The sequence below is a fragment of the Thermomicrobiales bacterium genome (genome assembly GCA_041390825.1).
Taxonomy (GTDB): domain Bacteria; phylum Chloroflexota; class Chloroflexia; order Thermomicrobiales; family UBA6265; genus JAMLHN01.
The window spans coordinates 1-14,964 of record JAWKPF010000058.1; the positions used below are offsets into that span (position 1 = coordinate 1).

At 63.1% G+C, this 14,964-nt stretch carries 12 protein-coding genes; 5 read left to right on the forward strand and 7 right to left on the reverse strand.

All coding sequences use genetic code 11. From position 1 onward, the window contains the following. A partial coding sequence (locus R2855_19290) for a class I SAM-dependent DNA methyltransferase (GenBank protein MEZ4533147.1) occupies window positions 1–1,192 on the reverse strand: 1,192 nt, incomplete at its 3' end. A 318-nt stretch (window positions 1,193–1,510) separates the two neighbouring features. Here R2855_19290 and R2855_19295 point away from each other — a divergent pair. The 3 genes from R2855_19295 to R2855_19305 are packed head-to-tail and all read left to right on the forward strand — an operon-like array spanning window position 1,511 to window position 3,422. After that, window positions 1,511–2,833 (forward strand): MFS transporter, encoded by a 1,323-nt coding sequence (locus tag R2855_19295; GenBank protein ID MEZ4533148.1) that lies wholly within the window; start codon window positions 1,511–1,513, stop codon window positions 2,831–2,833. 42 nt (window positions 2,834–2,875) lie between these two features. Continuing rightward, a complete protein-coding gene (locus R2855_19300; protein MEZ4533149.1) occupies window positions 2,876–3,145 on the forward strand; it encodes a BrnT family toxin in 270 nt (89 codons plus the stop codon). Beyond that, window positions 3,108–3,422 carry a BrnA antitoxin family protein gene (locus tag R2855_19305; protein MEZ4533150.1) on the forward strand — a complete coding sequence of 105 codons (315 nt, stop codon included), beginning with the start codon at window positions 3,108–3,110 and terminating at the stop codon, window positions 3,420–3,422. Before R2855_19300 ends, R2855_19305 begins: the two co-directional genes overlap by 38 nt. A 40-nt stretch (window positions 3,423–3,462) precedes the next feature. Here R2855_19305 and R2855_19310 read toward each other — a convergent pair whose 3' ends face one another. The 6 genes from R2855_19310 to R2855_19335 form a co-directional block, all read right to left on the reverse strand. Beyond that, a complete protein-coding gene (locus R2855_19310; protein MEZ4533151.1) occupies window positions 3,463–4,263 on the reverse strand; it encodes a carbon-nitrogen hydrolase family protein in 801 nt (266 codons plus the stop codon). A gap of 241 nt (window positions 4,264–4,504) precedes the next feature. Then, window positions 4,505–5,881 carry an FAD-binding oxidoreductase gene (locus R2855_19315; GenBank protein ID MEZ4533152.1) on the reverse strand — a complete coding sequence of 459 codons (1,377 nt, stop codon included), beginning with the start codon at window positions 5,879–5,881 and terminating at the stop codon, window positions 4,505–4,507. A 205-nt stretch (window positions 5,882–6,086) separates the two neighbouring features. After that, window positions 6,087–9,095 carry an AAA family ATPase gene (locus R2855_19320; GenBank protein MEZ4533153.1) on the reverse strand — a complete coding sequence of 1,003 codons (3,009 nt, stop codon included), beginning with the start codon at window positions 9,093–9,095 and terminating at the stop codon, window positions 6,087–6,089. A gap of 281 nt (window positions 9,096–9,376) precedes the next feature. After that, on the reverse strand, window positions 9,377–10,285 hold the full coding sequence (locus tag R2855_19325; GenBank protein MEZ4533154.1) for a carbohydrate ABC transporter permease: 909 nt from the start codon (window positions 10,283–10,285) through the stop codon (window positions 9,377–9,379). Next, entirely contained in the window at window positions 10,282–11,223 is a 942-nt protein-coding gene (locus R2855_19330) for a sugar ABC transporter permease (GenBank protein MEZ4533155.1), read from the reverse strand. The genes R2855_19325 and R2855_19330 overlap by 4 nt, the downstream gene beginning before the upstream one ends. 197 nt (window positions 11,224–11,420) lie before the next feature. Further along, the gene (locus R2855_19335; protein ID MEZ4533156.1) at window positions 11,421–12,710 is read right to left on the reverse strand and encodes an extracellular solute-binding protein; all 1,290 of its coding nucleotides are present in this window, start codon (window positions 12,708–12,710) and stop codon (window positions 11,421–11,423) included. A 183-nt stretch (window positions 12,711–12,893) separates the two neighbouring features. Between R2855_19335 and R2855_19340 the strand changes: the two genes are divergently transcribed. Further along, entirely contained in the window at window positions 12,894–13,679 is a 786-nt protein-coding gene (locus R2855_19340; GenBank protein MEZ4533157.1) for an IclR family transcriptional regulator, read from the forward strand. A gap of 23 nt (window positions 13,680–13,702) precedes the next feature. Then, a complete protein-coding gene (locus tag R2855_19345; protein MEZ4533158.1) occupies window positions 13,703–14,431 on the forward strand; it encodes an RraA family protein in 729 nt (242 codons plus the stop codon). The last annotated feature ends 533 nt before the right edge of the window (window positions 14,432–14,964 follow it).

Sequence of the window (14,964 nt, forward strand, 5' to 3'; positions counted from 1 at the left end):
AGAAGAGGTCGGTGGGGAGGGCGACGATGGCATCGACCAGATCGCGTTCGAGGAGGTAGCGGCGGATTTCACTTTCGCCGGAACCGGCTCCGCCGGTGAAGAGCGGCGAGCCGTTCATGACGATGCCGATGCGGCTGCCGGTTTCGTCGTTGCGCATCTTGCCGATCATGTGCAGGAGAAAGAGGAGCTGGCCGTCGGAAACGCGGGGAAGACCCGGTCCGAAGCGGCCATCTAAGCCTTTGGTTTCGTGTTCCTTGCGGATGGGGTCCTGGTACTTCTTCCAATCGACGCCATAGGGCGGGTTGGAGAGCATGTAATGGAAGCGCTCATTGGCGTGGGCGTCTTCGGTGAGGGAGTTGCCGAAGGCGATCTGGTCGGGGTTGTGGCCGGTGATGAGCATGTCGGAGGTGCAGATGGCGAAGGATTCGGGATTGAGCTCCTGGCCGTAGAGCTCGACGCGTATGTCTTCGTTGAATTCCTTCATGCGTTCTTCGGTGAGGGCAAGCATGCCGCCAGTGCCGGCAGCGGGATCGTAGACGGTGCGGATGACACCGGGTTTGCGTATTGCGTCCTCGTCGCTCGCAAGCACGAGATCGACGATGAGGCGGATGACCTCGCGGGGGGTGAAGTGCTCTCCGGCGGTTTCGTTGGAGATTTCGGAGAAGCGGCGGATGAGCTCTTCGAAGAGGTAGCCCATCTCGATGTTGGAGACGCGGTCTGGGTGGAGGTCGATTTGAGCGAAACGCTCGAAGACCTGCCAGAGGATCTTGCCATCGTGCAGGCGTTTGAGTTGTTCGGTGAAGCGGAACTTGTCGAGGAAGATGTCGCGGACGTTGGGCGAAAAAGCGGTGATGTATTGCAGCAGGTTGTCGTGGAGTTGCGAGGCGTCCTGCCCTTTGAGGGATTCGAAGGTGAATTTGCTGGTGTTGTAGACCTTGATGTGGTCGCCGGCCGCGCCGAAGAGGATGAGGTCGCGGGTTTGGTCGTCCAGATCGGCAGGAAGGGTTTGCGCGGTTTCGAGAACGGCGGTTTTGGTGGGTTGCAAGATGCAATCGAGGCGGCGGAGGACGGTGAAGGGGAGGATGACCTTGCCGTATTCGGATTGTTTGAAGTCGCCGCGGAGGATCTCCGCAATCGACCAGACGAAACCGCTGAGATTGGCGGTTTGTTCACGTCGAGGTTGTTCTGCCACGTTCCTGACTTTCGATGGGGTACGGCGATCCGGCATTGGACCAAGGTTCTCGAAGGGATGGACAGGGTCTGGCGGACCGGTCGCGTAGGCTGAATGTCACATTTCGGCGGGTAGTGTATCGGATTCTCCTGGGGGCAGGTCTCTGGCGATTCATCCACCTTTGCCTATTGCCCATTGCCCTTTGCCCAACCCCCCATGCGACAATCCACCCCCAGAGGGCAACCATCCCGTCGCGCACTCGGCGGCGGACCGGACATCGAACCACTTCGAGCTGAATCAGACCTCCGGGCATAGCCGCCCGGGCCGAGGCGACGCCGCGTGACCGCATCCGACCTTTCCCAAACGGCCTCCGCCACCGCCAACCCGGTTGGCAACCCGATCGAATCCGACGCCGTCAAATCCACCCAGCGCCGTCTGGTCAAAGTGCTCGCGGGCGCCCAGATGCTTGGCGGAGTCGGCGTCGCCACCGGCGCAACCGTCGGCGCGCTCCTTGCCGCCGATCTGTCCAGCGAGTCGTATAGCGGCCTCTCCGCCACCGCCAGCGTCGTCGGCGCCGCCCTGGCCGCCATACCGATCTCGCGCGTCATGAACGTGCGCGGCCGCCGCGCCGGTCTCATGGTCGGCTACAGCATCGGCGTCCTCGGCGCGCTCACCGTCATCATCGGCGCCAGCCTGGGACTCTTCCCGCTGGCCTTGCTTGGACTGGTCGGCATCGGCAGCGCCACCGCCGCCGGTCTCCAATCGCGCTATGCCGCCACCGATCTCGCCACCCCGCAGCATCGCGCGCGGTCCCTCTCCATCGTCGTCTGGGCCACCACGGTCGGCTCGGTGCTCGGTCCCAATCTCTCGTCGCCCATGGGCAAAGTCGCGGAAGCCATCGGCATTCCCAAGCTCACCGGCCCCTATCTGCTCACCATGGTCGCCCTCGCCTGCGCCTTTCTGGTCGTCTGGCGTTTCCTGCGGCCCGATCCGCTCCTGGAAGCCCGCCACCTGCGTCACTCCAGCGGTCAGGTCGGCGCAGTCTCGATCCTGCAACGCTCCATTACGGAGAACCTGCAGTTCATCCGCTCCATTCCTGCGGCCTGGCTCGGCCTGGCTGCAATGTGCATCGGCCAGGCCGTCATGTCCTCCATCATGTCCATGACCCCGGTGCACCTGAAGCATGGCGATGCCGACCTGCGCATCATCGGCTTCGTCATCAGCGGGCACATCGCCGGCATGTACGTCGCCTCGCCCCTCGTCGGCATGGCGTCGGACCGCTTCGGCCGCCGTCCGGTCATCCTGATCGGCTGCGCCATCCTGCTGGCATCCTTCATCATCGCCGGCACCGCTGGGGAGCACGACCGCTGGCAACTCGGCGTCGGCTTGTTCCTCCTTGGGCTCGGCTGGTCCTGCACCCTCATCGCCGGATCCACCCTGCTCACCGAATCGATCCCGCTCGACGCCCGTCCCACCACCCAGGGCGCCGCCGACCTCACCATGGGCATGTCCGGCGCCACTGGCGCGCTCCTCGCCGGGCTCATCGTCGCCTTCGGTTCCTACGGTCTGCTCAACCTGCTCGCCGCGCTCCTCGTCATTCCTCTCGCGGTCGCCGTCCTCCGCCGCGCCGCCGCTCCAGCGCCGTCCGCCTCCGCCGACTGATGGCTGTAACTACAAACTGTAGCTACACTTAGAGGAGACTGGATGCGCTTCGAATGGGACGAAGAAAAACGTCTGATCAATCTGGAGAAACACCAGATCGATTTCGTAGACGCGCAAGATCTCTTCGATGGGCGCGAAGTCGTTGAAATCGACAGCGCCTACGAGTTCGAAACACGCAAGCAGCGCACCGGCTTCATCGAAGAGCGAATGGTCACTGCTGTTTGGACACCGCGAGAAGATGCCATTCGGATCATCTCGGTCAGGAGTGCGAGAGATGCTGAAAAGCGAAAATATCGTGAGCTATACGGATGAAGAGCTGCGGGAAAAGCGCCGTCGCGAGGGTACGCGCACCGATTGGACGCGTGTCGATGCCCTGACTGAAGAAGAGATCGAGGCTTCGATCGACTATGAGGCAGAGGGCCATCCCATGTGGGAAACAGCGCGCATGATCTACGACCCAGCGTGCAAGAAACAGATCACGCTTCGCCTGGATCCCGACATCATCGAGTTCTTCAAGGCAGGCGGTCCCGGCTACCAGACCCGGATGAACGCGGTCTTGCGCAGCTATATGCTGGCGAACGCGAAGTAAGCCGGCCCGGATGCGAATGGGCCGGTCTGCCGCGTGACCGCTACTCCGGATACAACCCCGCGTCGTATCGGCGGGCGATCGCTCCGGTCGCGGCATCCAGATCCACGTCATACACCAGCAGCCCGGCCTCACCATACGGGAAATACGTAAGCAGCTCCCCCTCGGGCCCGATCACGCTGCTGGCCGATTCCGGATACGCGAAGGCGTAGTTCACACTGGCGAAATAGATCGTGTTCTCGATGCTGCGCATCAGCATCGCCTTCTCGTAGTAGGGGTTCTCCGGATCGCCCCAACGGGTCAGGGTGGGGCCGCTCGAATCGCTCCCGGTCAACTGGGGATGGAAGACGATCTTCGCGCCCCGCGTCGCCGCCCAACGGGTCGCTTCCGGATAACGCCATCCCTCATGGCAGATCGTGATCCCAAACGGAACGCCATCGACCTCGAAGAGGCGTCGCTTCCCATCGGCCACGTAATACGGCGCTTCCTCCAATGGAAGCTGGTTCTTGCTCTGGAATCCCTGCACCGATCCGTCGCGGTTCACCACCACGGCGGCATTGTGCGCTCCCAGCTCGGTTTCCCACTCGATCCCCACGATCGCCGCTACCTCATGCGCCGCGCACGACTGCCGGATCCGCTCCAACGCCGCCTCCTGCCGCGCCTGGTCCTTGGGCGGCACGAAGAAATCGAACCCGCGCAATCCGGGGATATACGCCTCTGGAAAACAGACGATCGCCACCTGCTGGTCCGCCGCCTCGGCCAGCATCCGGTCGAGCGTGTCCAAACGTTCCGCTACTGTCGGAGCGTTCGGCACAGTCGCGAGTCCAATTCGAAGCGTAGGCATGTGAGGAGCATCTCCAGCACGCGGGCGGTTCGTGCCGGCACTATACCCGCGGATCGGTGCGAGCGTGTCCCAGGACCCCAGGCACGATGAGCGGGTATGAGCGCTGTTCGGCACTCATACCCGCTCGATGCCACGACTCAGGGTTCCGCGGCCGGCGTTCCAGGGCTGGAATTCACCTGGGCGTGAATCCCGTCACCCCTGGATCAGCCGGCGCGCGGCCGGCCGGCAGAAGGGCGCTGGCTCACGGGCGGATGTTCTGGTTGACGTGGAAGAGGTTCTGCGGATCCCAGATCCGCTTTTCTTCCACCAGCCGCGGATAGTTGTCCCGATAGGTCGCCCGGACCCGGTCCTGTCCTTCATCCATCAGGAAGTTGACGTAGGCCGCGCCGGTCGAATAGGGATGCAGGTCGGACCAGTAGTTGCGAACCCATTCGATGTTCGCGGGCATGTTGGCGGGAACGTTATCGATCCCGGCGATGATGTGGACGAACTGCGCGTCTCGTTGGGCATACGCCATGGCCGACGACGGCACGTCCTGGATGGCGCCATTCAATGGATAGAGATGCATGAGCGAGAAGTAGTTCGGGATGTACGGCCCGTAGATGGCATGCACGCCGATTGCCGAACCGCTCAATTCGGAGACGTAGTCGGCTTTCCAGTAGTGCTGCAACCCATAGGGCAGCAGCGCATCGAACATGCTGTTGATCGCGGGATAGGGCATCGGCCCCGCCAGATCGAGCGCCACCGGGCCAGCCTTCCGGATTGGCTTGAGAACGGCTTCTGCATCGGCGAGGTCTCCGGTCCAGCAGACCTGGATCATGCACGCCTTCGCGCCATGCAGCGCTTCCGGCACGAACGGCGCCGGCGGCGCTTCGTGGTAGCCGAAGAAGAGCCCGAGCTCCCGCGGGGCGGTTTTCACGAAATCACGATAGAACGCCAGAATGTCGGCACTCACCGAGGCCGGATAGAAGATCGGCCCGCCATAGACAGTGTCGACGGGATGGAGCCGGAATTCGAACGATGTCACGACCCCGAAGTTGCCGCCACCGCCCCGGATTGCCCAGAAGAGATCGGGGTTTTCTCGCTCGCTCGCGGTGACCAACTCGCCACTGGCGGTGACGATGTCGGCAGAGAGCAGGTTGTCGATCGTCAGCCCATGCTTGCGGGAGAGATAGCCAAACCCGCCGCCCAGGGTGAGCCCGGCCACACCGGTGGTGGAGATGACCCCGCTCGGGGTCGCCATGCCGATCGCATGCGTTGCCGCATCGACCTGGCCCCAGTGGGCGCCTCCGCCAACCCGCACGGTTTGCGCGGTGGCGTCGACCTCGACGCTGTCGATACGCCGCATGTCGATCACAAGACCGCCATCGACACTCCCCAGACCAGCCACATTGTGACCAGCCGCCCGGATCGCCAGCTCCAGATCGTTTTCGCGCGCATAGTTCACTGCCGCGATGACATCGGAAGCGTTCGCTGCCTGCACGATGAGGGCAGGGCGGCAATCGTGCATGGCGTTGTAGAGCTGGCGCGCCTCGTCGTACCCGGCGCTCGACGGGTCGAGAAGGGTTCCCTGTAGACGGCTTTCCAATGTTTCGGCGCGATGTAGTGTGACAGTCAACCTATTGCTCCTTCTGCATAGAGATAAAAACTCTGCGCCGCGCGTTGCGGCTGATTCATCCTATGCAGCCGGGCAAGACGGTCCAACAGCAGAACTGCGCAACTTTGGAAAGAGCCGGAGAACTGCGTAGAACTACGCAGGCGGCACGCCGCTCTGGAAGCTGGTGTGTGGGATTCGCGCTGCCGCCAGATTCTGTGCCGGCGCGCTATGCCAGACCGTGCTCGAGCGCGTACCGCGTGGCTGCCGAGCGGGTCGAAACCCCGAGCTTTCCATAGATGGAGCGCAAATGCTGGCTCGCCGTCCGCGGACTGATGAACAACGCTTCACCAATGGCGGCATCGGTCATTCCGAGCGCGGCGAGCTTGAGGACCTCCATCTCCCTTGGAGTCAGACCATTCGGGGAGGCGCCCTGGGACGCACTCAAGCGCGCATCGACAGCGGCCAATTGCTGCCGCGCCATCGCCAGACCCAACCGCTCCACAATCGGCCGGGCGTGCGCAGCGTGCATCCGCGCGACCTGGTGCTCGTCGATTTGGGCCATCAACAACGAGAGGGACGCATGCGCCATCGCTTCCAGGTGGGAGATCTGGCACGCGGTGGCAAGATCGAGCGATGCCTCCAGCAAGGCTTGCGCATCGGCGGTGTTCCCCGCCGCGGCCGCGATCTCGCCCAGCAGCCGGTTGGCCCCAATATGCACGAGGGGTTGATCCGGGTCTCGCGCCAGTTCGATGGCGGAACGGGCCAGCTCGATGGCCCGCGCATCGTCACCCGCCGCCCGATGCCAACGCGCCCAGCGAAGCGTGCCTTCGGCCAGACCCCGGGTGGCGCCACTCCAGGCGAACCACCGGTCGAGTGTCTCCAGCCACCCGCGGGCTTCCGCCAGCGATCGTTGATCGATTGCCAGATCGGCGGCAATGATCATCACATCCGTCGATTCGGAGAAAAGCGTGGTTCCTGGAACCGTTGCCTGCCCGAGCGGAAGCGCCTGCGCGAGGGCGGCGCGCGCATCGGCAACGCGGCCTTGCGCTCGAGCGATGGCGGCAACGGTCACCACAACCTCCCGGCGGAGTAACGCCGCCCCATGGCTTGGGCTATCGCTGGCGATGCGTAACGCCTCATCCCAGGACCCATCGAGGAAATGCACCACCAGCATGGCGCGTTCCGGTGAAAGCTCCGCCGGGAACGATCCGGCCGCCCGGCTGAGCGCTTCGCTTGCCTCCCGTCCCAGCCTGCGCCGAAACTCGACATCGCGCGTCGCGAAGGGAATAACCGACTCGCGCAGCTCGCAGAGCATGGAAAACGCCATGACCGCATGATGATCGAGCGATGCGTACAGAGCGCGTCCGGCTTCGAAATGCGTCCGCGCTCCGGACGGGTCGCTCATATGCACCCGGGCAATCGCGGCTCCCAGGTGGCAATGCCCTCTCGCAGATGCCACCCAATTGCCGAGGGTCGATGTGTCGGCGGTCGCATCGAGAAACGGCTGGGCAACAGCTTCCGCCTCTTGAAACCGCCCGGCCATCGCAAGAAACATGGGCATCCCGCCGCGCCGGTGGTGCATGCCGCGCGCGCGCAGAACCTCGATGCCGCCATCGCTCTCACGCAGCGCTTGGCTATCGACGGACGGAAGCGAGTCGGCCATCCAGGGAACGCGGTCATCGGACGTGACCATGGTGGCATCGAGCTGCGTTTCCATACGCTCGATTCCGTCCACCATGTTCGTGATGCCGGGACCGAACTCCCCGCCGAAGAGCTGGATGATGCCGAGCGAATACCGGGCATCGGTTTCCAGCATCGCATCGCCAGTTCGCTGGCCGATTCGCTCGGCTTCCGCAATGGCTTCGACGGCTCGGTGACCGCTCCGATAGCGCTGCAACCGCGCCAGCCGATACAGGAGCCAACCCCGGGTTTGCTCAGACCCGCCGCTTTCTGCCAGGAGCGCGGCGGCCTGCTCGAACCGGTCGACCGCCGACAACCAGGCATACGACCGTTGCGCGGCATCCCCGGCCGCGATCAGCCATTCCGGCGCGCGGACATCCCCTGCCTGCACCAGGTGATACGCGATCGCGTCGGGATTCTGCATCCTCGATTCGATCAACGCATCGGCGATCTGCTGATGGAGGATCCGGCGCTTGGGCGGAAAAATGCCTTCATAGAGCGCGGATCGCGTCAGGGCGTGCACGAACATCACACGCGTCCCAGACGGACCGGCCTCGAGCACATGCGCGTCGACGGCATCCTCGATCGTTTCGAGCAGCTCGCTATCGGTCAGCTTCGCAACACGCGCCCACAGCTCGATCGGCACGTCGTGACCAATAACTGACGCAATTGCCAAACGATCCCGCGCCGTGGCGCCCAGTTTGTCGACGCGAAGGTCGATGACTTGCTGGACCAATGACGGCATCACCAGCCGATCGAGCTCGACTGGTTCCGTGCTGTTCGACCAGGATTGCACGATTCCCTCGTCGTCCAGACTGCGCAGGAGCTCCGTTGCGAAGAACGGGTTCCCTTCCGCGTGGATGCCCAGATAGCGAGCAAGCGTCTCTTCCTGTTGCTCAGGCAACCGCCATCTGGCTCGCACCAGATCCGTGAGCTCGGCTTCCGTCAACGGGCGCAAATCGAGCCGCAAACCGCCGGATTCCCGCAGGATCTGGGGCAACTGCTGATAGAACGGATTGCTGCGGGTGATCTCGTCGTCCCGGTAGGTCAGCAACAGCAGCACGCGTAACGACCCAATGCGCGGGGCGAGATAGCGCAGGAGCTCGAGACTGGCGGGATCGGCCCAGTGCAGATCCTCCAGGATGATCACCAGCGTGTTCGCTGCGGACGCCTGCGCCACATACTCCCGCACTTCGGCATAGAGCTTCGCCTGGTCGCTGATCGTTCCCAGAAATCCGCCTTCGAACGCCAGCGGGACTCTGGGGCCGTCTGCCCCCGATGGGGCGCTGGCAAAGAGATCGAGCCACGGTCCGTACGGCGGCGTGGTGGTGAGGTCATAGCACTGGCTCGTCAGGAATCGGAGGTTGGATCCGCTGGCGTCCTGCAGCAAATCGCGAACCAGCGTTGTCTTGCCGATCCCCGCCTCGCCGCCAACCAGCACCACCTGACCATGTCCGGCTTTGGCTCGCGCGAAGGTTTCGTGCAGGAACGCGCGTTCCTTCGTCCGGCCGACGACCATCGCTGGTGTTTGAAATGTGGGTACTCGGGATGTCATGCGATGTACCTGCCGGCCACGCAAAGGAATGTCGGCGTCGAACACGCCAAAGCACATCGTTCCACGTGGCTGGGGCTGTTTGGTCAGCCAATTGTGCGGTCGAGCGTCCAGTGCGTCAACGCGCGACTGGGAACCGTATCAGACCCGCGCACTCAACAGCGGCGTTCATCCGAATGGACTGCCAGCGGCACGTACTGGAACTCCGGCGCATGGTCGATGGCCAGGCTCCAGCAGCCATCCAGGGCGCGCCAGATGGGGCATTTCCGACCCTACGACCCATCCTACCCCTTCACGCTCCCGGCCGTCAGTCCAGCAATGAACTGGCGCGAGAGCAACACATACGCGATCAGCACCGGCAGGATCGAGATGATCACGCTGGCGAAGATGAGCCCCCATTCGGTCATGTACGATCCGCGGAACGCCATGATCGCCACCGGCAGGGTATACGCATCTTCCCGGGTGAGCAGGATCAGCCCCAGGAAGAAATCGTTCCACATCCAGACCCCGTTGAGAATGATCACCGCCGCCAGCGCCGGTCGCGTGAGCGGCAGCATGATGCGGGAAAAGATCTGGAAATGGCTCGCCCCATCGATTCGCGCAGCCTCCTCGAGATCCCGGGGCAGCGCGTTGAAGAAACCGACCATCACCAGCACCCCCAGCGGAATGCCGAGCACCGAATAGACCAGCACCAGCGACCAGATGCTTCCCAGCAACCCGGTTTGCCGCATGATCACGAAGATCGGGATGATGATCAGCTGCACCGGCACCACCAGACCGCCGATGAACGCCAGCCGGATCCAGCTCTTCCCCCGAAAATCGAACCGCGCCAGCCCATACGACGCCAGACACGCCAGAATGGTGCTGAAGAAGACCCCAAGCGACGTCGCGATCAGGCTGTTCAGCGAGGCGCGTTGCAGATTTGCGGTATCCCACGCCTTGCGATAGTTGAAGAAATCGAACTTCTCGGGCAGCCCATAGGGAGTCGCGAAAAACTCGTTCACCGTTTTGAACGATCCAAAGATCACCAGAATGATGGGAATCAGCACCACCAGGCTGACCGCGATCATGACCGTATACCAGGCCAACGTGGAAACCGGTTTGCGGATCGAACGCCAGAAACTCCAAAGCCCGCTCTGGCGCGGTGTGGTGTAGACCGCCGGAGCCGATCCGGCAAGCTCGCGACTCGTCATGATTTCACCGCCGATTCTCGCCGTCCCAGCAACCAGATGAGCAGTCCGGATATCGCCGCCAGGAAGAGGAAGAGCGTCACCCCTTCCGCCATGGCATAGCTGAACCGGGCCTGGCTGTTGAACGCGCCCTGCCCGAAGGCGTCGCTATAGATCAGCACCCCCAACACGAGGGTATGGCCGTCCGGCACCCCGGCGGGACCGCCCAGGATATAGATCAGATCGAACGCGCGGAAGATCAGAATAAAGGAGAGCACCGTCACGATCGTGAAGGCCGGCGCCAGCATCGGAAACGTAATGTCCCGGAAAGCGCGGAATCGGCCAGCCCCGTCGATCATGGCGGCGTGCTTCAGATCGTCCGGCACGTTCTGCAACCCCGCCAGATAGAGGATCACCGCCATCCCGTTCCATTGCCAGGCCATCACGATCATCACCGTGCGCAAAGCCCAGGCGGGATCGGATTGCCATTGGCGTTGCAACGATTCGAGCCCGATGTCGGCCAGGAACGGATTCACCGCGCCGATGATGGGATCGAGCATGATGATCCAGATGATGCCGGTGGCCACCGCTGACATGATCTGGGGCAGAAAGATGATGACCCGGAAGAAATGGGTCGCCGCGCCACGCCGGTTCAGCAGAATCGCCAGCCCCAGCGACACGGTGTTCTGAAAGACAAAGATGAAAATGAAGAGCCGAAACGAATTGCCGGCCGCCTGCCAGAACTTGTCCGAATGGGCGATGGTGCGGAAGTTCTGCTCCCAGACGATCGGCCCAAGCGGACCGCGCCCGCTCCAGTCATACAGACTGAGATAAAACGATCGGATCGTCGGCCAGATAAAGAGAATCGTATAGGCGAGCAGCCCAGGAAAAATGAACCAGAAGTAGGGCACATCGGGAAAGCGCCAGCCGCTTTCGGATCTCCCTCGGTTGTCTGAGGACACGCGAGCTGCTCCAGGTCGGGGGGGAAATAGGAAATAGGAAATAGGAAATAGGAAATGGGAAATGGGCAACGGGCAATGGGCAATGGGCAAGAGTGGCTGAAGTGAAGGAGCTCGGCTGCGGCCGGGGAGGGGAGCGCCAGTCAGTAACCGACGCTCCCCATCGACCTTCGTCTCCGGACTCCGGACTCCGGACTCCGTTAGGCCGCGCCAGACGGCTTGACCGCCGCCTGCTGCAGATCGCAGAACTCCTGCGCCGAGATGCGGCCGGTCCAGAGACCGCCGTGATTGTCCTGCGTCACCGTCACGCTGCCATTGAGTTCCGGCACCGCGTACCAGACCGGCACATCGCCACCCTGAATGGCCGCGGCTGTCTGTGTGCGGATCGGGTCGGTCGACTCGGTGATGTTCTTGCTGACCGAGAGCGCGATCGAGTCCATCACCAGCTGCTGGGCGGCATCGCCAGCCAGCCAGTTCACAAACGTCGCGGCGGCTTCCTGCTTCTCCGGATCGGAGAACGCGCTGGCCGTGTAGAGCAGCTCGAAGCCGGTGGTGGTGCAGGTGGAATCGGCCACCGGTCCCGGCCAGGCAACGAACGACAGATCGGCGTCCGGATTCACCTGCATGTAGCCGGTGAAGTCCGCCGTGCCGGCCACCATCATGGCGCCCTGCCCGTTGGCGAAGATCGCTTTGGCCGTGGTGTAGTCGGTCGCCTCGAAACCGGCGTTGTAGTACGGCATCAGGTCGAGCAACAGCTGCGTGGCGCTGACGGCTTCCGCATCGTTCAGCACGCGAGTGCCCTCGCGCACGCCCTGCACCCCATCCGGCCGGAGGACCGACGAGGTGAGCCCGATGTACATGAAGTACGGGTGCACCCAGTCCTTGGCGCCGAGCACCATCGGCGCGGCCACCCCGGCATCCTTGAGCGCCTGGGCGGTGCTCTTCAGCTCGTCCCAGGTGGTGGGCGGCGTGAGACCCGCGTCGGCGAAGACCGTGTTGTTGATCGCCAGACCGACCGTGTAGGCCGCCAGCGGGCAACCGTAGACCACGCCATCGACCTCGACCTGGCCGCGGGCGGAATCGGTCAGATTGCTGACATCCACCTTACCGGTCAGATCGATGAAGGGAAGATCGCCGCCTGCTTGCACGCGGACGATGATATTGCCCTCGAGATCGCCGAAGATGTCCGAGGTCTCTCCACCCTGGATGGCGGTCTGGATCTTGGCGCCGTATTGATCTCCCGGTGTGGCCGAAAAATCGATCTCGATCCCCGGGTTCGCCTCCTGGAAGGCATCGATCAAGGCCTGCATCGGCTCGGCCCATTCGGGGTGATTACCCCACATGGTGACCGTCACCGCGTCCTGCGCGCCGGCCGGGCGGATGCCAAAGGTGAACGAGGTGAGCGCGCCCGCCGCGGCCAGCGCGCCGCCCGCCTTGAGCAGCGATCGGCGATTGGTTGTACGACCGGTCAATGAAGAGATATCCGACATGAAAGACCTCCTGCGGTTGAGCTGCAACACGATTTGCCGGTTCTGGACCACCGTTGGTCCGCACGAGTTTTACTGCAACATTGTGAACGATTGACAGGAGACGTCAAGATGGGATAGCTTGTTCGCATACGTGACAATGCGGTTCGCCAAGTTCACCAGGCGAACGCACTGGCCGAGGTTTCGATGATGCAACCACTGTCGGATTCACTGCAAAGTGTAGAACGCGCGCTGCGGGTTGTGGAAGTGCTCGTGCACGAAGCGCGCCCCATGAGCGTGCGCGAGATCAGCGAGCAGATCGGCATCAACCGCACCACCGCGCACCGCCTGGTGGCCACCCTCTGCGCCTCCGGCTGGGCCGAGCGCGCGCCGGATGGCCGCTTCCAGCTTTCGGTGAAGTTCCTGGCGATCGGCCATGTGATCAATCATCAGCGCCGCTTTCTCGACGAGATCCGGCCGGAGCTGGTTTGGCTGTCGCAGCTCACGCGTGAGACGGTGCATGTTGGGGTGCTGGACCGGCTCGAGATCGTGCATATCGACAAGATCGAGTCGATGGAGCGGGTGGGCGTTTCGTCCCGCATTGGCACCCGCGGCGCTGTCCACAGCACCAGTCTTGGGATGGCGCTGATGGCCGCGCATGATGACCTGGCGGTCGAGCGCTATATCGCCGAGGCCAGCGCGATCGACCCGCCATTGGGACTCGCCGATCCCGACCGCTTCCGCGCGCGCATTGCCGATGCGCATACGCGTGGATTCACCATGGATGACGAGGACGATTCGGTAGGGGTGCGGTGCGTAGGCGTCGCCGTGCGCGGGCCGGACGCTCAACCGATCTTTGCCATCAGCGTGACCGGGCCATCGCCGCGCTTCACCAGAGAGATCGCGTTGCAACACGGACCCGAGGTGGCGCGCTCGGCCGAGCGGCTTTCGTTGCGGTTCGGGTATGCGCCGGCAACGAGCAACAGACGTTGACAGAACGGGGAGGACGAAACGCCATGACGAACGACGCCGCGATCGGCGAATTGCTGGAAACGATTCGCACCAGGCTCTATACCGCCGTCGTCTCCGATGTGCTCGACCGGCATGGGTATCTGGGACAAGCCATGGATGCCCGCATCCGTCCGATCGACCCGGAGATGCGGGTGGTTGGCCGCGCGCATACCGTCTTGAGCGCCGATATTTACCAGCGCCCGGACAATCCCTATGAAATGGAAATCGCCGCGATCGACGCGGTCACGCCGGGAAGCTGCGTGGTGGCCAGCACCAACCAATCGACCCGCACCTGCTACTGGGGCGAGCTGCTTTCCACCGCCTCCCGGGCGCGGGGCGGCACCGGCACCATCATCGACGGCTACACGCGCGACTCCAAAAAGATCATCGAGATGGGCTATCCCGTCTTCTCCACCGGATTCAAACCGGTCGATTCCTCCAGTCGGTCGACCGTGGTCGATTTTGGCTGCACCATCGAATGCGGCGGGGTCACCGTGCGCCCGGGCGATGTGGTCTTCGGCGATTTCGATGGAATCGTGGTCATTCCCATCGAAATCCTGGCCGAGGTGGTGCAGGAAGCCGCCGAGAAGGTCGAATCCGAAAACGCCACTCGCGACATGCTGCTCAAGGGCATTTGTTGCGCGAGGTCTATGACAAGTACGGGGTGCTGTGATGGGGGTGGCAACTGGCAAAGGGCAACGGGCAACGGGCAATGGGCAATGGGTAACTGGTAACTAGCAACTAGCAACTAGCAACTAGCGACTGACGACTTGCGACCGGCAACTGGCGACTGACAACTGGCGACTGACAACTGAAACGGCGGTGGGATCGACCTTGGCGCTCTGCAGAGCCGGGATCCAGCACCGGGTGTGGATGACCGGTAACCAGCCGGACGGGGCGTTGCTGCGCTGCCCAGGCCCGCCCGCTCCCGCATAGGTACCGCTTGATGATAGATTAGAACATATGTTCTCCTCTTGTCAAGGGTCCTTTTTGGGCGGCGTGCGGGTCAGATTTTGGTGCGTTGACGACCGAAACGTTCAGAAGTGGAGCCTGCCACGGAATCGGCCAGAAGACGACACGATGGACCGTTGAAACGCTGGGCAGCCCAGATTGTTCGTATTCGCCGGTCACGCCCATTTCCTCACGTCGTCGCAGCCCTCCGTGCCTGCTGTCTGGCGTCAAGAGCAGCCACGGAGGGCTGCGGCTACGGGGATTGGGGACAAGAGCAGCCACGGAGGGCTGCGGCTACGGGGTTTGGGGACAAGAG